The sequence below is a fragment of the Sinorhizobium sp. NFACC03 genome, assembly GCF_900103435.1.
Lineage (GTDB): Bacteria > Pseudomonadota > Alphaproteobacteria > Rhizobiales > Rhizobiaceae > Ensifer.
In genome coordinates this window covers 14931-38984 of the sequence record NZ_FMXF01000035.1, presented here as the reverse complement: position 1 = coordinate 38984, position 24054 = coordinate 14931, and the positions used below count along the sequence as shown (strand labels likewise).

Sequence of the window (24054 nt, the reverse complement as noted above, 5' to 3'; positions counted from 1 at the left end):
GGACAAGCCAACGGCATCGGACCGAGCGATCGCGTCACGGAATCGACGTGAATCGACTGTCAGCAAAGGCTGGCAACGACAGCAACGGTCGTGCTTGCGCCGAGGGCAGGGTGTTTCAAATCTCGGGGCCGACAGGCATGACGTCTTCATTGCATTCCCATTGGGACTTCGCCCGCGAGATGCGTTCGATCCTGCTTCGCTTCGTCGCTTTCGCCATCCTGCTCGCAAACCTCCTGCTCGGCGGCAACGAGGGCGCAGAACGGATGCACGCGATCGTCGTCGTCAGCTATCTCGCGATCAGCATCGCCTCCGTGGCGACGGCCCGCTACCTGCCTGGCCGTTCGAGGCTGAAGACCTTTTTCGTGGTCCTCGACGCCCTGTTGGTCGCGCTGCTGCTCTATGCACACATCCTCGCCGGGCCGGTAACGGAAAACCACAATCTGACGACCACGGGCCTGGTCGTCGCCTTTATCCTGCTCGTCCATGTCGGCCTGCAGCTCGAACGTCGGCTCGTGCTCATCTTTTCAAGCATCGTGCTCGTTGCCTGGGTGGCGATGCTCGCAACGACCGCCGCGAGGCATCAGGCCGCCGGCACGCTTTCCCTGCTCGGGTCGTTCTTCAACCAGGATCTCGGCCTGACTGTCAGCTTCGGTTTCACTGCCTTTGCCATCTATCTTCTCGCGCGCGATCACGACCGCACCCGAAAGGAGGCGCTGAAAGCGGATCAACGACGCCAGAACCTCTCCCGGTTTTTCTCGCCGCTGGTGGTCTCGGCGCTGCAGGAAAAAGGCGATGCGCTCGGCCTCGAACGCCGAGACGCTGCGATCATGTTCGTCGACCTGCGCGATTTCACCCTATTTTCCGAGACAGCCCCTGCTCCTGAACTCGCCTTGGTCCTGGCGGAGTATCGTCAGCTCGTCTCGCAGACGATCTTCGAGCATGGCGGCACGGTGGACAAATTCATTGGCGACGGTGTGATGGCCGTCTTCGGCCAGCCGAGGCCCATGGACGACGACGCAGACCGGGCGATGGCCTGCGCGCTTGATCTCGTCGACGCGCTCAACGACTGGAAGAACCACAATGCGCTAAACGGCCACCCCGCCCTCGATGCCGGCATCGGCCTGCATCACGGCAAGGTGGTCGGCGGTGTGCTCGACAGCGGTTGCCACAGCGAATTCACCGTGATCGGCGATGCGGTCAATGTCGCCCAGCGCCTGGAAAGCCTGTCCAAATCGCTCGACGCGCCTTTGGTGGTATCGGCCGCGCTGATGGCGCGCCTCGGGGCCCCCGTTCCGCCCGCCAACTGGGTGGCGCAGAACGACGTCTCGCTACCCGGCCGCAGGGTCCCTGTCGATGTCTGGTATTTGCCCCGCCACGCCGGCGGCATGTCCGCCGCGTCGACGTCCCCCTATGAGAGCGGCACCATGCAAACCGCTCTCAGGGGACCGGTTTTCCAATCAAACGATACCGACACCCGCCCGGGATAGTCCATGCCTCGTCGCTTACCGGCCACCGAGGCTGAGCTTGAAGCGTGTGGTGAAATCGCCGCCCCACCACATGGGAAAGTTGGTGCCCCACTTGTTGTTGTGGATGTTGAAGCGAACCCCTTCGGAGTAGTCGGGTAGATCCTTGCAGAAGGCCATGAACGGCCAGGTCTGAGGTGCGGCGAGCGGCGTGTCGAGGTTCTCGACCAAAAGTTCTGTGCGCTCTTCCGTTCGCCCGCGGACAGCCGTGACCGCCTGAAGTTGGGCACCGCCGGCACGGGCGAAATTGTCGGTCGCGTGCCACAGGCCCATTTTGCGCACGCTCCATGCGGAACGGCCCTCGGGCGTGAACGACAGGAAACTTGCTTCCGGGATACGGTTGGCATTCTTGCCGTAGAGCGTCAGCCGGATTTCCAGGCCCGTGTCTCCGACTGAAAAGTCCAGTGCGATTTCAGCCGGCGAGCCGAATTGCTCGACCGCCTCGGCCGGCATTGCCGCGACGATCGACGTCGCCGTTGTGCCCCGAAGCTTGGGTGAATAGGTTTGCGAACGGGCCTCCGCGACCTGGGCAAGCCCGGGCTTGTCATGATCGAGCACCGCCCAGTCCATCCAATGCGTCAGGTAGGTATCCATGTGACGGCGCACATCGCCGGCATCATAACTTTCGTAGCGATAGGCGATCAGCGAACCGTTGGCGCCGCGGATCGACCGGCCGTCTGGCGCTGTCAGCGCGGCAACGTCGCCCGTTACCGGATCGAGGTCGATGACCCAGCCGCCAACTTCAAGTCTTGCTGCAACACTGCCGGGTTCAGGCAGCGCCGGGACGGCAAGCTCGGCAAGCGCCGCTTCGGCGCGCGCGGCATCCTCCGCATCCAGCTCCGCAACGGCCTGGTCGAGATAGGCGCGCTGCTCCGCCCAGGATGCCTCCGTATAGTGGAAACGAGGATCCGTCTTTCGCGCCGCCTCGAAAGCCGGGCGCGCCCAGGCCTTTTCGTCGCGCAGGAAAGACTTGATATCGACGCCGCAGGTGTGTTCGGCAACCAGCGCCAGCTTGCGCCCGAAGGCCTGACGGCTCGCCGTCATCCGCTCCTCAGCGAAGCGACCGTAGAGCCGCTGCAGTGCGAGATAGCGGGAGATCTTTTCCGGATCGGTGCCGCTGCCGTGGATCCAGCTATCGCCGAGTTCCTTTTCCACGACCGGGAAGCGCTCGCGCGCTTCCCACATCAATGCGCCGTAGTCCTCAAGCGTCGCGGCGCGCACGCTGGCGCCGGACTCGTGCTTCAGGATCTCGCGATAGGCTTCGGCCGTCTGCGACACGCTCTGCGGTCCGATATTGTCGCTCGTATGGGCGAAGCTCAGTCCGTCGGAAATCCCCTCCGGGAAATAGGTCTCGCCATAGGAGCGCTGGTACATGACGACAATCTCCTCGCCGCCGGGCGCCCGCCAGCGGAAAACGTCAGGGATCTCCGGCGGCGGTGAGGCCGAGTTCACGCCGATATGCAGGAAGCGGATGCCGGCCTCGGCCAACAGCGGCACCATGCCGAGCGTATGACCGGGCACGTCGGTCATCTTGGCAGCGATCGTCTTCAGGCCAAAGCGGCGATCAAGCTCCCGCGCATAGGAAAGCCCAGCGCGGAAAAGGTCCGGCGACATCAGCTCAGTATGGGTGGTGAAGGGTAGCGCGTGCCAGCGGATCAGGCCGCGCTCGATCGCCTGCTCCAGCCGGGCGACTTCCTCTTTCGAACGTGAGTTGAGATGGTCCCAGATGAGCCAGGCGCCGGTCGTCCAGATGAACTGCGGCTCGTTCGGGTTCTCGGTGTAGAAGTGCGCACCGGTTTCGATCGCCTGCGGAATGAACCGCTCGTGATACTGCTTACGGATCTTCTCGGCGTGATCGGTGAAGCCGATGTCGAGATGGGTCTTGAAGACGACGTGGATGCGTTTTTCGGTCATGTTCGCTACCTTCAGCCGACAGTGCCCCGCACGATCAGGCGGGTATTGAGTGTCTCGGTAAGCGGCTCGGCATCGGGTGCCCTGAGCCGCATGAGGATGAGGCGGACGAGCGCGCGCACCCGTTCCTCGAGGTCGATACGCACGGTGGTGAGGTTGTAGCTCTTCCAGTGCGCCTGCGGGATGTCGTCGAAACCGACGACCTTGACGTCGTCGGGCACCGAAAGGCCGAGCTCGTGGCGCAGCGCGTCGATCGCACCGAAGGCGCCGACGTCGTTGGCCGCGAAGATCGCGTCCGCACCATCGCCGATCCGGAAGAGGTCGAGCGTCGCCTGATAGGCTGTGTCATAGGTGTAATCACCCGCAAGCACGATCGGCGCATCCATGCCGCGTTCGGCGAGCGTCTCCTTCAGCGTGCGCTCGCGCTCGGCATTGGCGAGTGACTGCGCCTTGCCGCCGAGGTAGGCGATGCGGCGCGCGCCGTAACCCTGAAGCAATGCAACGGCCTGCTCGATGCCGTTCTTCTGTCGGACAAGCAGCCGATCGTAGAGCGTGCCCGAAGCCGCGCCCGCGAACTGCTCGACGTCGTCGTAGATGACGTAGATCGGCACGGCGCGATCGAGAAAACCACAGAGCACATCAGGCAGGATGTTCTCGGTAAAGGCGATCACCGAGTCCGGATTGAAGCCGCGCATATAGGTGAGCAGCCGCGGATCCATGCTGAAATCGGCCTTCACCTTGAAGAGCAGCGTCGCGAAGCCTTCTGCCTGAAGCGCGGTCGTCAGCGCGTCGATCTCCTGGCTCTCCCAGGGACTGCAGACGTCGGGCACGATCATGCCGACGAGGTGCGAACGTCCGGTCACCAGCGAGCGCGCCGCCATGTCGGGCGTATAGTTCAATTCGCGCGCCACTTGCAGGATGCGGTCACGCTTCTCCGGCTTCAGCGAAGCGTTCGGGTTGAAGGCCCGGGACACCGCCACGCGGGAAACATTAGCCGCGCGCGCCACCTGGTCTGCGGTGGCTCGGGCGGCTTTCTTGTCGGTGCGTTCGTTCATCTATCCGTCACAAAATGAAAACGTGTTCAATCTCAAAAGAGAGCAACTCGCCGAATTCGTCAAGCGGAATAAGAATTCCCGCAACAATCGCAGAAAGAACGTATGGTCCATGTTGACAAAGATGAAAGCGTGTTCATTCTTGGCCTGTCGGGACAGTGGACCTGGAGGAGGGCCGGACTGTCGCAGCCAGACACATGGGTCCTTGATGAGGACCACCGGGAGGAGAAAACATGCGTACCAGGTTTCATTCCCTTTTGCTCAGCGCAGCCGCGGCCATCGCCTTTGCCGCGCCGGTGAGCGCCACCGAACTCAACATCACCTGCCGCTGCATCATCGGCGGCGTAAACAGCGGCATGGCCGAGTGGATCGAAAAGAAGGTCATTCCGGCCTTTACCGAGAAGATGAAGGCCGAAGGCAAGGACGTCACCGTCAAGCTCACCCAGTTCGGCGGCGAGGACGAACAGCTGACGCAGCAGCTCGCGCTCGATTTCTCCACCGGCGCCGGCCCTGATGTCTCCGGCTTCGACGGCTTCCTGATCCCGAGCTTCGTCCAGGGCAATCTCCTGAAGTCGCTCGAGGAAGTGGCCGGCCCAGACGTTCCGAAGTGGGAGGGCTGGCAGCATATCTCCGACGGCACCAAGGCGCTGATGAGCTACCAGGGCAAGCCCTATGGCATCGCGCTCGGCACCGACGCCCGCATGATCTTCGTGCGCAAGGACCTGTTCAAGTCGGCCGGCCTCGATGCCGACAGCTGGCAGCCGAAGTCCTGGGATGAGTTACTCGACGCCGCCCGCAAGATCAAGGCGGCCGCCCCCGACAGCTTCCCGTTGCAGCTCAACGCCGGCGTCTCCATGGGCGAGGCGACCACGATGCAGGGCTACTGGATGGCGCTGCTCGGCACCGGCGAACAGGTCACCGACGACAGCGGCAAATATATCGTGTCGAGCCAGGGCATCCTCGACACGCTGAAGCTCTACAAGACCATCTATGTCGACGACAAGCTCGGCGACCAGCGCGCGCAGCTGCTTGCCGACGGCCGCAACCGCACCTTCGCCAATTTCCGCGATGGCAAGACTGCGATGCTCGTCGAGGGCGACTGGTTCTATCGCTCGGTCACAGCACCCGGCGCCGAATTCGCCGTCGCCGATCGCGACAACACCATGACCTGGAAGAAGATGCCCGCCGCAGCACCCGGAAAGGGCTTACGCGGCCAGGATTTCGTCACGATGTCCGGCGGCACCGGCTTCGTCATCAATCCGCATACGGACGCGCCTGCCGAATCCTGGGCGCTGCTCTCGTTCATGAACAGCAAGGAGCAGCTCGACGCGTTCCAGGAAATCCAGCCGGCCATCCGTATCCGCGACGACGTGGCGATCCCGAACTCGCCGTTCCTGACGGAAACGGCAACGACGCTGCTGCCGATCACCACGGCCCGTCCGAACGACGCCAATTACAACAAGGTCTCGACCGAGATCCAGCGCATGACCGAAAGCGTCGTTTCCGGCGAGCTCTCGCCCGAGGACGCGATGGCCCAGTACAAGGCGGCCGTCATCGCCATCGTCGGCGAAGAAAACACCGTCAGCACGCTCTAAAGCCAATGCGGGATGTGGCCGCAACGGGGCCCTCATCCCGCTTCGATCCAACGACAGAGCGCCCGGCTGCCATCCGTGGCCGGGCTCCCGATCCAGGATATGGGCATGAAACGCGCATGAAGAAATTCTCCCTGCTTTCGACGCGCGCCGGCGCGCTTTTCCTGGCACCGGCCACGGCCCTCGTCGGGGTCTTCGTCATCGTTCCCTTCTTCTGGGTGATCTTCGTTTCCTTCACCAACCGCACACTGCTCGGCCGCACGGCCGTCGACCCCGATTTCGTCGGCCTGCAGAACTATTTCGCGCTCTTCAATCCGGCGACCTTCTTTACCCGCGGCCAGTTCGGGTTTTCGCTGATCCTGACGATCCAGTTCGTGCTGCTCTCGGCGCTGATCGGCCAGGCGCTGCTCGGGCTGCTGCTCGCCTGGCTCAGCCAGACGGTCACGCCGACGCTCAAATCCTTCCTGCAGACCGCGGTCATCGCCGCCTGGATCCTGCCGGAGGTGGTGATCGGCTTTGCCTGGTTCGCGTTCCTCGATTACGACAACGGCACGCTCAACATGATCCTGCGCGGCCTCGGTCTGCCGCCGGGCGATTGGCTGCTGCAACAACCGTTCTGGGTGATCGTGTTCTTCAACACCTGGCGGGGCGCCGCCTTCTCGATGATGCTGTTTAATTCGGCCTTCCAGTCGATCCCGCCGAGTTATTTCCAGGCAGCCGATGTCGCGGGCGCCACCTCGTGGCAGAAGCTGCGCGACATCGCGTTGCCGCTGATCCGCGGTCATGTCGTCACCGATCTCATTCTCATCACCATGTGGACCTTCAACGTCTTCACGCCGTTCCTGCTCACCCACGGCGGTCCGTCCTACCGCACCGAGATTCTCTCGATCTACACCTACCGCATCGCCTTCAAGGATTTCGAGTTCGGCAAGGGTGCTGCCGTCGGCGTCGTCATCATGCTGATCAACCTGGCATTCGCGCTCGTCTACCTCCGCCTTGCCCACAGGAAGCCGGTGGAGGCGGAATGATGCGCAAAGCTCCCAACATCTTCGTAAGGCGCACGGTCTTCTCCGCTGCCGCCACCTTCCTCGGCACTGTCTTTGCGCTGCCGCTCGTCTGGTTCGTCTTTGCGCCGTTCAATGCGCGCGCCGAACTCGGGCTTGCCATCCCCTCGCCCTTCACATTGTCGAACTTCACCACCGTCTTCCAGAACACCTTCGCGATGCAGGCTTTGCTCAACAGCCTCATCCAGGCAGCAGGCGGCGTTGTGCTGGTCGGTGGGGCGGCAACGCTTGCGGCCTATGCGCTGTCGCGCTCGCCGATCCCGGGCAAGGGCGCCGTCACCTATATCCTGCTGTTGTTCTCGTCAGTGGTTTCAGGCTCGGCGGCGATGGTGCCGATCTTCCTGATCATCTCGGCCGCGGGCCTGATCGACACCCATCTCGCCGTCATCCTCGTCTTTGCCGGCGGCCTGCTGCCGACGGCGATGTTCATCCTCAGGGACTTCATCGACGCCATTCCGCGCTCCTATGAGGAAAGTGCCATGGTTGCGGGCGCTTCGCCGCTCCAGGCCTTTTTCGATGTCGCGCTGCCGGTCATTCGGCCCGGCATCGTCGTGGTCGTCGTCTGGGCCTTCGTCAACATCTGGGGCAGCTTCCTGATCCCCTTCATCCTGTTGCGCAGCGACAAGCTGATGCCTGCCTCGGTCGCCATCTACTCGTTCTATTCGGAAGCCGGAACGCCGATCGTCACACTGCTCGCCGCCTATTCGCTGATCTATTCGCTGCCGGTCATCGCCCTCTATCTCTTCGTGAATTGGAAATTCGGTTTCCGGTTCTTCGGTGGCATCAAGTCGTAATCGGAAACCCGCCATGGCCTCTGTCGAATTCCAGAACATCTCCAAGACCTTCGGCGCTTTCGTCGCGGTGCCCGATATCAGTTTCCAGATCGCTGACGGCGAGTTCATCTGCCTGCTCGGCCCGTCGGGCTGCGGCAAGACGACCAGTCTCCGCATGATCGCCGGCCTTGAAACGCCGAGCTCCGGCCGGGTGATGATCGGCGGCAGGGACGTTACCTACCTGCATCCGAAGGACCGCGGCATTTCCATGGTCTTTCAGGATTATGCGCTCTATCCGCACATGAACATCGCCGACAACATCGCCTATCCCTTGAAGGTGCGCGGCGAGCAGGAGACCAAGCGCCACGCCCGCGCCAAGGAGGTGGCCGACGTCTTAAAGATCGGCGATCTCCTGAAGCGGTTGCCGAGCCAGATTTCCGGCGGCCAGCAGCAGCGCACGTCGCTGGCGCGTGCGTTGGTGTACCCGAGCGAAGTCTATCTCTTCGACGAGCCGCTTTCGAACCTCGATGCCAAGCTGCGCCTCGAAGCCCGCGGCTTTCTCAACCATCTGCAGCGCGACATGGGCATGACCGCCGTCTACGTCACCCACGACCAGGCCGAAGCCATGGCGCTCGCAACCCGCATCGCCGTCATGGATAAGGGACGGATCGTGCAATTCGCTCCGCCGATCGAGATTTATCGCCGGCCGGCGACCACTTTCGTCGCCAATTTCGTCGGCAACCCGCCGATGAACCTGGTTCCGGTCGAGGCGTCCGTAGGCGACGGCGCGCTGCATCTGCGCGCCGACGGCCTGCAGCTCGCACCGATCGAACTTACCGACGGCATCGCCAAGGCGGCGAGGGCCGGCAGGATGACGCTCGGCATCAGACCAGAGCATCTGCGCATCGCCGCGGCAGGCGACCAGAATGTGGTTTCCGGCGAACTCTTCGCCAACGAAAACATGGGGCCGGAAAGCCTCGTCACGTTGGAGCGCGGCGACAACGGTCGCGTCACCGCGCGCATCTTCACCGACGACGAGATCAAGGTCGGAACCTCAGTCCATCTCGCCTTCGACGCCAGGCACATCACCCTCTTCGACGATAGCGGCGCCCGCATTCCCGCGGCAGACGAACGCTGAGGCCGCCATGCAGGAATTTTCGGTGCGGATCACCCGTAAGCATCAGGCTGCCGATCCCTATTTCTATCTGCCCTTCGAGGTGCCCGAAGGTGTAACGCGCATCGACGCGACGCTCAGCTATCCGAAGTCAGAGGCATGCATCATCGATCTCGGCGCGCTTGATCCGCGGGCGACCGAGTATCCGACCAGCCAAGGTTTTCGCGGCTGGAGCGGTGGCGCGCGTGACCGTTTCTTCATCGCCACCGACGACGCCACGCCCGGCTACATTCACGGCGAGATGCCGCCCGGCCAGTGGAAGGTCATGCTCGGCCTCTACAAGATCCCCGAAGAAGGCGCCGAGGTTCGCGTGACGGTCGATTTCGACAGAAGCCCGCGCTCCATCGTGCCGCAGCCGGAAAGAACGTTCCCCGTACGCAAACAGTCCGGATGGTATCGCGGCGATCTGCACTGCCACACCTTCCACTCGGATGCGGCTGGCTCGCCCGAACTGCTGCACGCCGCCGCCAAACAGGCGGGTCTCGATTTTCTTGCGGCCGCCGACCACAACACCATCACCCAGCGGCGCTACTTCCATCCGCATTCCTCCGCCGACCTCGTCTTCATCCGCGCCATGGAAATCACCACCGCCGTCGGCCACGCCAATGTCTTCGGCGTCGACGACTGGATCGATTTCCGCATGACGAGACCCGAGCACGCCCATACGCTCGAACGTCTCGTGCATGAGCGCGGCGGCCTGCTCTCGGTCAACCACGACAAGCCGACCATCCCCTGGGATTACGATCTGCCTAAGATCGACTGCATGGAGGTCTGGCAATCCCATTGGCTTGCCTGGAACTGGGTATCGCTCGAGCGCTACCAGCAGCGGCTCGCCTCCGGTCTGAAGATCTCGGCGATCGGCGGCAGCGACTTCCATCAGCCGGCGCGATTGATGCCGGAGGGCCCCCTGGTGCTCGCCCGCCCGACGACGGTGCTCTTTCTCGAAGAACTTTCGGAAGAGGCCGTGCTCGGCGCGATGAAATCCGGCCACTGCTATGTCACCGAAGGCCCAACGGGACCGCATCTGGAACTCACCGCCAACGGCCAGCCCATGGGATCGACCGTCACCGGGCAAGTTGCGGCAGAGGCTTTGGTTCGCGGCGCCAAGGGCGACAAACTCGTATGGCTCGACGCCTCGGGCATTATTGGCGAACAAACAATCGAAGCCGACGACTGGACTGGGCGCTGCACCGGTTCGCCTTCTCTTTTCCTGCGTGCTGAGATCGTTGCTGTCGCGAGCCGAGACGCCATCGTCGCTGCTTTCCGCGAGGCGCTGCCCGGAAATAGCCTGCCGTGGCAACTCTCCAATGACGATCTCGCGCAGCGCGCGGTTCGCCGCGCCATCAGCAATCCAGTTTATTGCAGCCCCGCCTGACCGCCGAGGCCATCAGACCTCAAATGCGCCCGGATCACCGCATTCGGCTATCCCTATAGCCGAATCCGCTGGTCTCGCTTTTTCTTTGCTGCACCGCACATTTTCGCCACTGCAGCAATTTTAAGCAGAAAACATCTGTGCTAAGAAAAAAGGCAGCCCTCCCTTGACGGCACGTTAGGACCTCCATGGCGGCACGCCAGCGCATCATTCCCGTTCGGCGAGAATACAATCGCTGGGTCGCCAACCAGACGCTGGAAGACTATGCGCTGCGCTTCACCGCCAAAAGCGCGCGCCGTTTTTCCTCCGAACGCATTTCGCAGACAGCCATCGGCGCAATCTCCTTTCTGGCGCTGGAGGCGATCGGCGGCGCCATCACCATGTCCTATGGCACCACCAATGCGATCGTCGCTATTGTCGTTGCGAGCCTGATGATCCTGACGGTCGGCCTGCCGATCAGCCGCTATGCCATCCGCCATGGCGTCGACATCGATCTTCTGACCCGCGGCGCGAGCTTCGGTTATATCGGCTCGACGCTGACTTCGCTGATCTATGCGAGCTTCACCTTCATCCTCTTTGCGATCGAAGCCTCGATCATGTCAGGCGCGCTCGAGCTGGCGCTCGGCATCCCCTTGTGGATCGGCTACATCATCAGTGCCGTCATGGTCATCCCGCTCGTCACCCATGGCGTACGGCTGATCAGCAAGTTCCAGCTGGTGACACAACCCTTCTGGATCGTGCTGAACATCCTGCCTTTCGTCTTCATCGCCCTTGCCGACTGGGAGAAAGTTGGCGCCTGGCTCGCCTATTCCGGCATCCACCATGCGTCCGGCCCACCGGGCACGATCGCCTCGTTCGATCTCGTCGAGTTCGGTGCGGCGTCTGCCGTGATCTTCGCGCTGATGGCGCAGATCGGCGAGCAGGTCGACTTCCTGCGCTTCTTGCCGCCGGACGGGCAGCGCAAGCTGCATCACCGCATCGCCGTGTTCCTCGCCGGCTCTGGCTGGGTGATCGTCGGCGCGCCAAAACTGCTCGCCGGCTCCTTCCTCGTCGTCTTGGCGCTCTCGAGCGGCGTCCCCTCGACCAGAGCCGCCGATCCGGCGCAGATGTACTACACCGCCTTCGGCTACATGATCCCGTCGGAAACGGCGGCACTGCTTCTGATGGTCGCCTTCGTCGTCGTGTCGCAGTTGAAGATCAACGTCATGAACGCCTATGCCGGGTCGCTCGCCTGGTCGAACTTCTTCTCGCGACTGACGCATAGCCACCCGGGCCGCGTCGTCTGGCTGATCTTCAACGTTGCGATCGCGCTTCTGTTGATGGAGCTCGGCATCTACCGGCTACTTGAGGAAACACTCGGCGTCTTTTCGATCATCGCCATGGCCTGGCTGTGCACCATCTCGGCGGACCTCTTCGTCAACAAGCCGCTCGGCCTGTCGCCGCCCGGTATCGAATTCAAGCGTGCGCATCTTTACGACATCAACCCAGTCGGCCTTGGCGCCATGGCGATCTCGGCGACAGTGGCCCTGACGGCGCATTTCGGCGCCTTCGGTGAAATTGCCGCCTCGCTTGCCCCCTATATTGCCCTCGTCGTCGCCTTCATCGCCTCTCCGCTGATCGCCTGGCTGACCGATGGCAAATTCTACCTCGCCCGCAAGCCGCGCAGGAGCTGGGCCAACCGGACCGAGATCACCTGCTCAATCTGCGAACATCCGTTCGAACCGGAGGACATGGCCTGGTGCCCCGCCTATGCGGCGCCGATCTGTTCGCTCTGCTGCTCGCTCGACAGTCGCTGCCACGACATGTGCAAGCCGAAGGCGCGCTTCAACGCCCAGGTCGCAACCGTCGCCAACACCCTGCTGCCGCGCGCCATCACTGAAAAGCTGGCAACGCGCCTTGGTCGCTATGCGATCTCGGCGATCCTCTCGATTGCCGGCATAGGCCTGATCCTGGCAATGATCGCGCATCAGACCGCCGGCGCTTCTCCGGAAAGCGCCGCGGTGGTCGAGCGTACCGTCGCCATCGTCTTTTTCGTCTTTGCCGTGCTCGCGGGCATCGTCTCTTGGTTCTATGTGCTCGCCCATGACAGCCGCGTGGTGGCCGAAGAAGAATCCTCCCGCCAGAACACGCTGCTACTGAAAGAAATCGCCGCCCATAAGAAGACCGATGCGGCCCTGCAGCAGGCGAAGGAGACGGCGGAGGCCGCCAACCGCGCCAAGAGCCGCTACGTCGTCGGTCTCAGCCATGAGCTCAGAACGCCGCTCAACGCCGTGCTCGGCTATGCCCAGGTGCTTGAGCGCGACGAGACCATACCGCCGGCGCGACAGGGCGCGATCAAGGTCATCAAGCGCAGCGCCGATCATCTCTCCGGCCTGATCGACGGGCTGCTGGATATCTCCAAGATCGAGGCCGGCAAGCTGCAGGTCTATTCCAACGAGATCAACATTTTCGATTTCCTCGACCAGATCGTCGAAATGTTCCGGCCGCAGGCGCAGGCGAAAGGCATCGCCTTTGAGCATGAGCGCGCCGCCAGTCTGCCGCGTTATGTGAAAACCGACGAGAAACGCCTGCGCCAGATCCTCGTCAACCTTCTCTCCAACGCACTGAAATTCACGGAGCGTGGCGGCATTCGCCTGGAGGTCGCCTATCGAAGCCAGGTGGCGACCTTCACCATAGCCGACAGCGGCCGCGGCATTGCCGACAAGGATCTGCCACGCATCTTCGACCCCTTCCAGCGCGGCGAGGCAGAGCATCAAGGCAGCATGCCAGGCCTCGGGCTGGGCCTGACGATCACCCGGCTTTTGACGCAGACGCTCGGCGGCGAAATCGCCGTCACGAGCACGCCTGGCAAAGGCACCACCTTCCGCGTCCGGCTGATGCTTTCGGCCGTCGACCGACCGGCGCTCGCGGCACCCGTCCGGCGCGTCACTTCCTATCTCGGCTCGCGGCGCACGATCGTGGTCGTCGACGACAATGCCGATCATCGCACGCTGATGCGCGAGATCCTGGTGCCCATGGATTTCACGGTCTTCGCAATCCCATCCGGGGCCGATTGCCTGTCCCTCCTTGCGGGCGTCAGCCCTGACCTCTTGCTGATCGACATCTCGATGCCGGGCATGAACGGCTGGGAACTCGCCGCCAGGCTGCGTGAAGCAGGACAAACGGCGCCGATCATCATGCTGTCGGCCAATATCGGCGACGGCTCGACCACCGGCGCCTTCACCGGCCACAACGACACGCTCGCCAAACCCTTCGTCGTCGGCCAACTCGTCGACAAACTTGCGGTGCATCTCGCCTTGACCTGGATCCACGAAGACGAGGAACAGCCGCCTCATGCCGCGCCAACGGTCCGATCGATGACGCGTCCGGATCTTCATCATGTGCAGGAACTGATCCGCCTCGGCGAGATCGGTTACATCAGGGGCATCGAGGCCAAGCTGACGGAGATCGCGCTCGCACCCGAACACCAATCCTTTGTCGAGGAGGCGCGGACCTATGTGCAGGCCTTCGATCTTTCCGGCTACGACGCCTTCCTCAGGAACAACCCCCAAGAAGGAGGCGACGCCCGTGGCTGAGACCTATGACCGCCGCGACATCGTTCTGCTCGTCGATGATTCGCCGGAAGCTCTCGGCTTCCTGACCGAAGCGCTGGAGCAATCGGGCTTCTCCGCGCTGATCGCAACGTCGGGCAACGCCGCGCTTTCGATCGCGGAGCGCATTACTCCCGACGTCATTCTGCTTGACGCGGTCATGCCGGGCATGGACGGGTTCGAAACCTGCCGGCGCCTCAAGGCCAACGCCGCCGTCGGCCAGACGCCGGTACTGTTCATGACCGGATTGACGGAGACCGAACACGTTGTTCGTGCGCTAGAGGCGGGCGGCGTCGACTATCTGACCAAGCCGATCAACATCGACGAGCTTCGGGCCCGTATTCGCGTCCACCTCTCCAACGCCCGTTCGGCCCAGAGCGCGCGGGTCGCGCTCGATGCGGCCGGAAGGCACCTCCTTGCCGTGCGCGCCGATGGCGGCGTCTGCTGGTCGACACCGCAGGCAACCCGACTCGTGAATGCCGCGACCGGCCGAGACGATGGTCTGTCGACCGTTACCAGGCGTATCGCAAGCTGGATGGAAAACCGCACACGCGGCGCGTCATCGCGCGACGAGAGCTTTGCCCTCGACCAGCCCGGCCAGGCGGGCCTGCAGATATCGTTTCTCGGCGCGATCGGACCGAACGAATACCTCTTCCGTTTGACGGCAGAGAACCGGCTGACGGACGACGAAATGCTGCGCCAGCATTTCGCGCTGACACAGCGGGAATCCGAGGTGCTGCTCTGGATCGCCAAGGGAAAGGCGAACCGCGACATCGGCGAGATCCTGGGCCTGAGCGCGCGTACGGTGACCAAGCATCTGGAACAAATCTATGTGAAGCTCGGCGTCGAGAACCGGGCATCGGCCGCCGTCAAGGCAACGCAGGTTCTGCACGGGATCTGAGGCGACGAACGGAACATCTGCCACGCTGACACGTTCGGCTGGTGACCTAGATGCCCACTGATGTACTATTGATGCCGCTGAACGGAGGGTTGCATCCATGCCCCGATGGCTGTTGCTTGTCGTCATGACCGCATGCGCCGCCGGCGTTGCGCGCGCGGACGAGGGCGCGTTCCTGAAGTCCTTGGGCGGGAGCTGGGCGGGCAGCGGCGTCGTCCGTATCCGGACCAATATGTCGCCAGTCAACGTATCCTGCAGCTTCAACTCCGAGGCAACCGGCCTCGCGCTGTCGATGGCCGGTGTCTGCCGAGGCATGTTGCTGATCTCACGCTCCATCGACGCGAAGCTGCGCTATACAGGCTCAACCTATAGCGGCTCTTATCTCGGCCCTCGCGGCGGGCGTGCCGGGCTCGATGGCAGTCGCCGCGGCGATGCGATCAATCTCACCATCCGCTGGGCTAAGGAAGTCAACGGCGACCGCCGCGCCGACCTGACCGTACGCAAGATCGGCGCCGACGGCATGCAGCTGACGACGGTTGATGTCGACCCAGCTTCCGGCAAGCGGGTGGTGACGAGCGAGATCAACCTCAGGCGAAAATAGCGGAGGAAGTGCCGCCCTCTCCGAGAGCGGCCACTCAGCGCAGTCAGGCCGCGGCCGCGGTGCGAGTGTCATAGTCGGTGGTCCATTGCAGCGACGGGCGCTGCCCGCAGCGTTCGACCCACGCCTTGACGACTTCGCTGTCCGGTGTCGCTGCAGGATACCAGGCAAAGGGCGAATGCAGCAGCAGGTCGACCGCCGAGTAGTGTTCGCCCATCAGATAGGGCCTGTCCTTCAGCGCGTTTTCAAGGCGCTGTGCCATCTGTTCCGGACCGCGGAAGGTGGTATCCAGATAGGGGTGCGAAAGCCCCGCCGCCTGCATGATCAGCACCGGCTCGACGACGCCGGCGTACCAGGCAAGCCAGCTCAGATAACGGCCGCGCTGCGGGTCGCCGACAGGCGGCGCCAGCTTCTTTTCCGGGAAGAGATCGGTCAGATACTGAATGATCGCAATGCTTTCCCACAGCACGACGTCGTCATGGACGAGCAGCGGCACCTTGCCTTCCGGATGCGGGTTCGCCGGGTCCTTCCGGCCACTGCCGTCGCCGCGGGTGATGTCGACGATCTTGATTTCGACCTTGTCGAGGGCGTCGAGTTCGCGAAGCAGCGTGATGATGCGCGACGAGCGCGAGCGCGGGGCGTGAAAGAGCGTCAGCATGATGAAGTTCCTCGGTTGCGTTTGCGAATGCGAAACCTATACAGTTGCCCAACTGTCAGTTTCCGTCAGTAGGCTTCGTCTATCTTCAGTCATGGCCCGTAGTGATCGTTTGTTCCGCCTGCTGCAGGCGCTGCGCACCCTCCCTTCCCCAGTAACGGCCGCTCGGCTCGCCGAAGAGACCGGTGTGTCGTTGCGCTCGCTTTACCGGGACATCGACAGCCTGCGTGCCGCCGGCGCCGTCATCGATGGCGAACGGGGCTTCGGCTACCGGCTGACGGAGGACATCGCCTTGCCACCCCAGACCTTCACGCGGCTCGAAATCGAGGCGCTGGTGCTTGGCCTCGCCGAAGTGCAGCACATGGGCGAGCCTGATCTCGCGGCAGCGGCGGGCGCGGTGCTTTCGAAGATCACGGCGACACTGCCCGACCGGGTGCAGCGCCAGGCGCTGCACGCCGCATCGCAGGTCTATCGCTTCGAGCGCCGGGATCCACCGGTGGCCGATGTCAGCCTGATGCGCGAAGCCTGCTGGCAGGAGCGCGCGGTCGTCATCGGCTATGTGGACGCTGGGCAACAGAGGACCGACCGGCAGGTGCTGCCGCTGGCGATCGTCTATCTGGAGCGGGTGCTGGTGCTGCTCGCCTGGTGTTGTCTGAGAGAGGACTACCGCAAATTCCGCGTCGACCGCATCGCCGATGTCCGTATGACGGAAGAGAGTTTCCGCCCGCGCCGGGTGCCTATGCTTAGGGAGTTCATCGCCTACTTGAACGGTAGTGCGCCCGACCGGCCGAAGATGAAGCTGAGCGGGCGATGAGCCCAAACGACGACGCGGCCCGTGTTTCCACGGGCCGCGTTCGGACTGCGCTTAGGCAGTCATGCCTTGGGAGGCAACCTTATTCGGCCGGCTGCAATGCCGGCTGCGGAAGGGCGGCAGGCGCGCGACCGCCGAGGACAGCTGCCATCTGCGCTTCATCGAGTTCACCTTCCCACTTCGCAACGACGATCGTCGCGACCGCATTGCCGACGAAGTTGGTGAGCGCACGGCATTCCGACATGAAGCGGTCGATGCCGAGGATCAGCGCCATGCCGGCGACCGGAACGGCGGGAACGACCGAGAGCGTTGCGGCCAGCGTGATGAAACCGGCGCCGGTGATGCCGGCAGCACCCTTGGAGCTCAGCATGGCGACGAGCAGCAGCAGCACCTGGTCGCCGAGCGACAGTGGAATGTCCATGGCCTGGGCGATGAAGAGGGCCGCAAGCGTCATGTAGATGTTGGTGCCGTCGAGGTTGAAGGAGTAGCCGGTCGGGATGACCAGGCCGACGACCGAGCGCTTGCAGCCGGCCTTTTCCATCTTGCTCATCAGGCCCGGCAGTGCCGCTTCCGACGAGGATGTGCCGAGAACCAGCAGCAGTTCTTCCTTGATGTAGCGGATCAGCGCGATGATCGAGAAGCCATTGTAGCGGGCGACGGCGCCGAGAACCAGGAAGACGAAGAGGAAGGACGTCAAGTAGAAGGTGCCGATCAACATCGCCAGATTGGCGATCGAGGCAACGCCGTATTTGCCGATGGTGAATGCCATGGCGCCGAAGGCGCCGATCGGAGCGGCCTTCATCAGGATGCCGACGAGCTTGAAGACCGGCAGCGTCAGCGCGTGCAGGAAATCGACGACCGGCTCAGCCTTGTTGCCGACCATCGCCAGCGCGAGACCGAAGAGCACGGAGATGAACAGCACCTGCAGGATGTCGCCATCGGCAAAGGCACCGACCAGCGTCGTCGGGATGATGTTCATCAGGAAGCCGGTGATCGTCTGCTCATGTGCCTTCTCGGCATAGGTCGTCACGGCCTTGACGTCGAGCGAGGCGGGATCGATGTGCATGCCGGCGCCCGGCTGCACGACATTGGCGACGATCAGGCCGATGATCAGCGCGAGCGTCGAGAAGGTCAGGAAGTAGATCATCGCCTTGCCGGCGACGCGGCCGACCTTGGCGAGATCGGTCATGCCGGCAATACCGGTCGCGACCGTCAGGAAGATGACCGGCGCAATGATCATCTTGACAAGGCGGATGAAGGCATCGCCGAGCGGCTTCAACTCGGTGCCGAGCGACGGATAGAAATGGCCGAGCAGGATGCCCGCCGCGATCGCCGCCAGCACCTGGACATAGAGATGACGATAGAAAGGTGTCTTGCCGCGCGGTTCCGCGGATTGGTCGATAATCATGATATCCTCCACTGGACCCAGTCCGGCGTCATGCCGGGCCTCCCGGGTCAATTTCCGATGCGCGACAGCTCGGGCTGTCATGAGGATGTCATTTGCAACGGGCGTGCCAATTCTCTGCGGCGAGAGCCAAGCCCTTGAATCGACGTGGATGTTTCGTTCATACGGTTCGACACGCACAAAGAGTTGAGCGGATTTCCGCACAGGTCACCTGGAAGTCTGAGCGAAAAAATGCACAATCGCGCCATGTTCAATGCCTTATCCGCCCCCCTCAATCTGGCAGATCTCGACCGGTCGATGCGCCGCACCTGGCTGGTGTTCGCCGGCTTCGCCATCGCCCTGCTTGTCGCCGCCCTCCTGCTTGCCGGCGAATATGGGCGCAACCGGGCACTCGAAACGGTCGATGCCCAAAGCCGGATCGATGCCAATCTGAAGGCGTCGCTGTTGCGCGCCGTGCTCGAACGCCAACGCTCGACGCCGCTGGTGCTGGCCGACGACGTCGAAGTGAAGGCAGCGCTTTCGACCCACAACGATCAGGCGCTGCAGCGGCTGAACGAGAAACTGCAGGCACTTGCCGCCAACACGGACGCCGCCGTCATCTATGTGATCGGCAACGACGGCGTTGCGATCGCCGCCAGCAATTGGCGTGAGCCGACGAGCTTCGTCGGCAACGACTACGCCTTCCGCGAATATTTCCGCATGGCGATGCGCGACGGCAAGGCCGAGCACTTCGCCATGGGCACCGTCAGCAAGCGGCCGGGTCTCTACATCTCTCGGCGGGTCCAAGGCCCCGGTGCCCCGATCGGCGTCGTCGTCGCCAAGCTTGAATTCGACGATGTAGAAGCTGAATGGCTCGCTTCCGGCAAGCCTGTCTATGTCACCGACCGGCGTGGCATCGTACTCATTACCAGTTTCCCGTCCTGGCGCTTCATGACGACCAGAACCATTCCGCGCGACCGGGTGGCCGCGATCCGCGACAGCCTGCAATTCGGCGACGCCTCGCTGCTGCCGCTGCCGTTCCGCGACATCGAACCCACGAGCGACGGTTCCAGCGAATTGCGGGCGCTACTGCCGGGCGACAGCGAGCAACGATTCCTGCGGGTCGAAACCATGGTTCCGACCACGAGCTGGCGGCTGGAGCAATTGGCGCCATTGGATGGTGCGGTCTCGGCGGCAACCCGCGAGGCCCGGCTGATTGCGCTGGCCGTGATCGTGCCGCTGCTCGCGCTTGCAGCCTTTCTCCTGCGTCGCCGCCAGGCCCTGACCTTGGTTGCGACAAGGGAGCGTGCTGCACGCGATGAACTGGAGCGCCGCGTGGCGGAGCGCACCCATGACCTCAGCCTTGCGCGCGATCATCTCGAAACGGAGATTGCCGACCACCGGCGCACCGGCGAGAAGCTGCAGGCGGTGCAGCAGGAACTGGTCCAGGCAAACCGGCTGGCGATCCTCGGCCAGGTGGCCGCCGGCGTCGCCCACGAGATCAACCAGCCGGTCGCGACCATCCGCGCCTATGCCGACAATGCCCGCACCTTCCTCGACCGGGGGCAGCAGCAAACGGCGGTCGAGAACCTCGTCAGCATTGCCGAGCTGACCGAAAGGGTCGGCACGATCACAGACGAGCTCCGCAGCTTCGCCCGCAAGGGCCGCTTCGTCGCAGAGCCGACACCGATGCGCGAGGTGATCGAGGGCGCCTTGATGCTCTTGCGCAGCCGCTTTGCCGGCCGCATGGATGCCATCGTCATCAACCTGCCGGAAAACGGGCTCAGCGTGTTCGGCAGCCGCATCCGTCTTGAACAGGTCCTGATCAATCTCCTGCAAAATGCCTTGGAGGCACTCGGCGAGCGCAGCGATGCCGAGATCCGCGTGCGCTGTGAGGAAGGTCCCTCCGACACGGTCTTGCTTGTCGTTTCCGACAACGGCCCCGGCATCCCACAGCATATCCGCGAGGACCTGTTCACCCCCTTCAACACCTCGAAGGACGAAGGGCTCGGCCTTGGACTCGCCATCTCCCAGGAGATCGTCGCCGACTATGGCGGCGAGATATCAGTCGAAACCAGCGACAAGGGCACCGTCTTCACGGTTCGCCTGAAGAGGGCCTGAGCGATGCAGCCGTCCGTCTGCCTCATCGACGACGACAACGATCTGCGCAAGGCGATGACGCAGACGCTGGAGCTTGCCGGTCTTGCCGTCACCTCGCATGCGAGCGGCGCCGAAGCGCTCGAGACCCTCGACGCCAATTTCGACGGCATCGTGGTCAGCGATATCCGCATGCCCGGCATCGACGGCCTGGCACTCTTTCGCCGCATCGCTACCTTCGACAAGGACCTGCCGGTTATTCTGGTGACCGGCCACGGCGACATCCCGATGGCAGTTCAAGCGCTGCAGGATGGCGTCTACGACTTCATCCCAAAACCTTTTGCCGCCGACCGACTGGTGCAGAGCGTGCGCCGCGCGCTCGAAAAGCGACGGCTCGTCATGGAGAACCGCGCGCTCAAACGGGCGGCCGAAACGGCCGGCAGCAGCCTGCCGCTGATCGGCCAGACGCCGGTCATGGAGCGCTTGCGCCAGACGATCCGACACATTGCCGATACCGATGTGGATGTGCTTGTCGCCGGTGAAACCGGCAGCGGCAAGGAGGTCGTTGCGACGCTACTCCACAATTGGAGCCGGCGCCGCGACGGCAATTTCGTGGCGCTGAACTGCGGCGCGCTACCGGAAACGGTGATCGAAAGCGAACTCTTCGGCCACGAACAGGGTGCCTTCACCGGCGCCCTGAAGAAGCGTGTGGGCCGTATCGAACACGCGAGCGGCGGCACGCTATTCCTCGACGAGATCGAGGCGATGCCGCCGGCGACCCAGGTCAAGATGCTGCGCGTTCTCGAAGCCCGCGAGATCACGCCACTCGGCACCAACCAGGTGCGCCCCGTCGATATCCGCGTCATCGCCGCCGCCAAGATCGACCTCAGCGACCCGGCCCAGCGCGGCGACTTCCGCGAGGACCTTTACTTCCGGTTGAATGTCGTGACGCTGTCGATCCCGCCGTTGCGCGAGCGCCGCGATGATATCCCGCTGCTCTTTTCGCACTTCCTGACGCGGGCGGCGGAGCGCTTCAGGCGCGACGTGCCTCACGTCTCGCCGGCAGTGCAGCAACACCTGATGACCCATGCCTGGCCCGGCAATGTGCGCGAACTCTCACATTTTGCCGAACGCGTGGCGCTCGGCGTCGAAGGCCCGCTGGGACAGCCGGTTGCGCCAGCAGAACAGCCGGGTTTCGCGCTACCGGAACGGCTCGAACGCTACGAGGCAGAGATCCTGAAGGAAGTGCTTCGCGCCCAGCGCGGCGACGTCAAGGCGACGATCGAGGCGCTCGGTATTCCGCGCAAGACATTCTACGACAAGCTCCAGCGCCACGGCATCAACCGAGCCGACTATGCGGAGCGCGGCGTTCCGGAAAAATCCGGCAGCTAACTCTCGTCGGCGGCCAAAATACACCCAGAAATTGCATCTTTGTCGACGGGCGAATTCGCGCTTGACGACCCGTGCCGTTCGATGGCTATCTCTTGGGCATTCACCAGGGGGGTCCCGCAAGGGGCTGAGATTCTGCTGGATGGCCGGCTTACCGGCTGTGGCGCAGTGACCCGTTGAACCTGATCCAGTTCATACTGGCGTAGGGACGGTGCAGATATCGAAGCCAGGATTCCGTGCGTCCAGCACCTGGCGGAGCGTCTTTCATCCTTCCGGCATCAGAACTGGGTCTCCAATCGCAAACTTGGAGCCTCGTCATGAATATTGCCACAAAGCCCACCCCTCTCACGGTCACCCAAGGCCCGCTTCCCGCCTCCCGCAAGGTCCACAAATCAGGCATCCTCCACCCGGATATCCGCGTGCCGATGCGCGAGATCGCGCTGCACCCGACCTCCGGCGAGCCGCCGGTTACCGTCTACGATTCCTCCGGCGCCTATACCGCCGACGATGCGGAGATCAGCATCGAGGCGGGGCTGCCGCGACTCCGTCGCAACTGGATCGTCGGGCGCGGCGACGTGGAAACCTACGAGGGGCGCATCGTCCGTCCTGAAGACAACGGTTTTGCCAGCGGCGACCGGCTGACGCCGACCTTCCCGTTCCAGCACGCGCCGCTCAAGGCGACTGGCGGCAAGGCGGTAACGCAGCTTGCCTACGCCCGCGCCGGCATCATCACGCCGGAGATGGAGTTCGTGGCGATCCGCGAGAACCTCGGCCGCGATGCGGCACGCGCGATAGCTCGCGACGGCGAAAGCTTCGGCGCCCATATCCCCGACCATGTGACACCGGAGTTCGTGCGCCAGGAAATCGCCAGCGGCAGAGCGATCCTGCCCGCCAACATCAACCATCCGGAATCCGAGCCGATGATCATCGGGCGGAACTTCCTGGTGAAAATCAACGCCAATATCGGCAACTCCGCTGTCACTTCGTCGATGGCCGAGGAGGTCGAGAAGATGGTCTGGGCGACGCGCTGGGGCGCCGATACGGTTATGGACCTTTCGACCGGCCGCAACATCCACAACATCCGCGAATGGATCATCCGCAATTCACCGGTGCCGATCGGCACCGTGCCGCTCTACCAGGCTCTGGAAAAGGTCAATGGCATTGCCGAGGACCTCAACTGGGAGGTCTATCGCGACACGCTGATCGAGCAGGCCGAACAGGGCGTCGATTATTTCACCATCCATGCTGGCGTACGCCTGCACTACATCCCGCTCACCGTCGATCGCGTCACCGGCATCGTCTCCCGCGGCGGCTCGATCATGGCCAAGTGGTGTCTGCATCACCACAAGGAAAGCTTCCTCTACGAGCATTTCGAGGAGATCTGCGACATCTGCCGCGCCTATGACGTCTCCTTCTCGCTCGGCGACGGCCTGCGCCCCGGCTCGATCGCCGACGCCAACGACGCCGCGCAATTCGCCGAACTGGAGACGCTCGGCGAACTTACGAAGATCGCCTGGGCCAAGGATTGTCAGGTGATGATCGAAGGCCCCGGCCACGTGCCGATGCACAAGATCAAGGAGAACATGGACAAGCAGCTCGCCGTCTGCGGCGAGGCGCCGTTCTACACGCTCGGCCCGCTGACGACCGACATCGCACCGGGCTACGATCACATCACCTCCGGCATCGGCGCTGCGATGATCGGCTGGTTCGGCACCGCCATGCTCTGCTACGTCACGCCGAAGGAACACCTGGGCCTGCCCGATCGCAACGACGTCAAGGTCGGCGTCATCACCTACAAGATCGCCGCCCACGCCGCCGATCTCGCCAAGGGTCACCCGGCCGCCCAGGTGCGCGACGACGCTCTCTCGCGCGCCCGCTTCGAGTTCCGCTGGGAGGACCAGTTCAACCTCTCCCTCGACCCGGAGACGGCCCGCAACTTCCACGACGAGACGCTGCCGAAGGAGGCGCACAAGGTCGCGCATTTCTGCTCGATGTGCGGCCCGAAGTTCTGCTCGATGCGGATCTCGCACGACATCCGCGCCGAGGCACAGAAGGAGGGGCTGGAGGCAATGGCCGCGAAATACCGCGAGGGTGGCGACCTCTATATGCCGGTCGCTGAGGTCGAAGCTCAGAGTTAAAGCGCACACGTCGGGAGGGACGCCTCGTAGTCC

At 63.3% G+C, this 24054-nt stretch carries 17 protein-coding genes and 1 riboswitch; of the genes, 13 read left to right on the top strand and 4 right to left on the bottom strand.

Annotated elements, in window-relative coordinates; genetic code table 11:
* The first annotated feature begins 137 nt into the window (after window positions 1-137).
* On the top strand, window positions 138-1487 hold the full coding sequence (locus tag BLU35_RS29435; RefSeq protein WP_093235689.1) for an adenylate/guanylate cyclase domain-containing protein: 1350 nt from the start codon (window positions 138-140) through the stop codon (window positions 1485-1487).
* 15 nt (window positions 1488-1502) lie between these two features.
* On the opposite strand, the gene BLU35_RS29430 is transcribed toward BLU35_RS29435, so the two are convergent.
* Together BLU35_RS29430 and BLU35_RS29425 are read right to left on the bottom strand one after the other, a co-directional pair.
* Window positions 1503-3437, bottom strand: coding sequence for a DUF5054 domain-containing protein (locus tag BLU35_RS29430; protein WP_093235687.1), 1935 nt, complete (start codon window positions 3435-3437; stop codon window positions 1503-1505).
* An 11-nt stretch (window positions 3438-3448) separates the two neighbouring features.
* Window positions 3449-4489 (bottom strand): LacI family DNA-binding transcriptional regulator, encoded by a 1041-nt coding sequence (locus tag BLU35_RS29425; RefSeq protein ID WP_093235686.1) that lies wholly within the window; start codon window positions 4487-4489, stop codon window positions 3449-3451.
* Between the two features lie 230 nt (window positions 4490-4719).
* On the opposite strand from BLU35_RS29425, the gene BLU35_RS29420 reads away from it, so the two are divergent.
* The 8 genes from BLU35_RS29420 to BLU35_RS29385 all read left to right on the top strand — a co-directional run bounded on the left by BLU35_RS29420 (window position 4720) and on the right by BLU35_RS29385 (window position 15550).
* The gene (locus BLU35_RS29420; RefSeq protein ID WP_093235684.1) at window positions 4720-6081 is read left to right on the top strand and encodes an extracellular solute-binding protein; all 1362 of its coding nucleotides are present in this window, start codon (window positions 4720-4722) and stop codon (window positions 6079-6081) included.
* A gap of 116 nt (window positions 6082-6197) precedes the next feature.
* Window positions 6198-7106 carry a carbohydrate ABC transporter permease gene (locus BLU35_RS29415; protein ID WP_093235683.1) on the top strand — a complete coding sequence of 303 codons (909 nt, stop codon included), beginning with the start codon at window positions 6198-6200 and terminating at the stop codon, window positions 7104-7106.
* Window positions 7106-7936 carry a carbohydrate ABC transporter permease gene (locus BLU35_RS29410; RefSeq protein ID WP_065373233.1) on the top strand — a complete coding sequence of 277 codons (831 nt, stop codon included), beginning with the start codon at window positions 7106-7108 and terminating at the stop codon, window positions 7934-7936. Before BLU35_RS29415 ends, BLU35_RS29410 begins: the two co-directional genes overlap by 1 nt.
* A 13-nt stretch (window positions 7937-7949) precedes the next feature.
* Entirely contained in the window at window positions 7950-9053 is a 1104-nt protein-coding gene (locus BLU35_RS29405) for an ABC transporter ATP-binding protein (RefSeq protein ID WP_093235682.1), read from the top strand.
* A 7-nt stretch (window positions 9054-9060) separates the two neighbouring features.
* Window positions 9061-10464, top strand: coding sequence for a CehA/McbA family metallohydrolase (locus BLU35_RS29400; protein WP_093235681.1), 1404 nt, complete (start codon window positions 9061-9063; stop codon window positions 10462-10464).
* A 185-nt stretch (window positions 10465-10649) separates the two neighbouring features.
* Entirely contained in the window at window positions 10650-14036 is a 3387-nt protein-coding gene (locus tag BLU35_RS29395; RefSeq protein ID WP_093235680.1) for a hybrid sensor histidine kinase/response regulator, read from the top strand.
* Window positions 14029-14952 carry a response regulator transcription factor gene (locus BLU35_RS29390; protein WP_286161661.1) on the top strand — a complete coding sequence of 308 codons (924 nt, stop codon included), beginning with the start codon at window positions 14029-14031 and terminating at the stop codon, window positions 14950-14952. Before BLU35_RS29395 ends, BLU35_RS29390 begins: the two co-directional genes overlap by 8 nt.
* A gap of 97 nt (window positions 14953-15049) precedes the next feature.
* Window positions 15050-15550, top strand: a complete 501-nt coding sequence (locus BLU35_RS29385; protein WP_093235677.1) for a hypothetical protein — start codon at window positions 15050-15052, stop codon at window positions 15548-15550.
* Between the two features lie 43 nt (window positions 15551-15593).
* Here the strand turns inward: BLU35_RS29385 and BLU35_RS29380 are convergent, their stop codons facing one another.
* Window positions 15594-16205 carry a glutathione S-transferase family protein gene (locus tag BLU35_RS29380; protein ID WP_093235676.1) on the bottom strand — a complete coding sequence of 204 codons (612 nt, stop codon included), beginning with the start codon at window positions 16203-16205 and terminating at the stop codon, window positions 15594-15596.
* A gap of 91 nt (window positions 16206-16296) precedes the next feature.
* Between BLU35_RS29380 and BLU35_RS29375 the strand changes: the two genes are divergently transcribed.
* Window positions 16297-17016, top strand: a complete 720-nt coding sequence (locus BLU35_RS29375; RefSeq protein WP_093235715.1) for a helix-turn-helix transcriptional regulator — start codon at window positions 16297-16299, stop codon at window positions 17014-17016.
* Between the two features lie 79 nt (window positions 17017-17095).
* On the opposite strand, the gene BLU35_RS29370 is transcribed toward BLU35_RS29375, so the two are convergent.
* On the bottom strand, window positions 17096-18421 hold the full coding sequence (locus tag BLU35_RS29370) for a dicarboxylate/amino acid:cation symporter (protein WP_093235674.1): 1326 nt from the start codon (window positions 18419-18421) through the stop codon (window positions 17096-17098).
* A gap of 228 nt (window positions 18422-18649) precedes the next feature.
* Here BLU35_RS29370 and BLU35_RS29365 point away from each other — a divergent pair, with 228 nt between their 5' ends.
* From BLU35_RS29365 to thiC, 3 genes are all read left to right on the top strand, one after another.
* Entirely contained in the window at window positions 18650-20518 is a 1869-nt protein-coding gene (locus BLU35_RS29365; protein ID WP_176907486.1) for a sensor histidine kinase, read from the top strand.
* A gap of 3 nt (window positions 20519-20521) precedes the next feature.
* Entirely contained in the window at window positions 20522-21886 is a 1365-nt protein-coding gene (locus BLU35_RS29360; protein ID WP_093235673.1) for a sigma-54-dependent transcriptional regulator, read from the top strand.
* A gap of 95 nt (window positions 21887-21981) precedes the next feature.
* Window positions 21982-22110, top strand: a riboswitch (TPP riboswitch).
* Window positions 22111-22200: 90 nt separating this feature from the next.
* Window positions 22201-24021 (top strand): phosphomethylpyrimidine synthase ThiC, encoded by a 1821-nt coding sequence (thiC, locus tag BLU35_RS29355; RefSeq protein ID WP_093235671.1) that lies wholly within the window; start codon window positions 22201-22203, stop codon window positions 24019-24021.
* The last annotated feature ends 33 nt before the right edge of the window (window positions 24022-24054 follow it).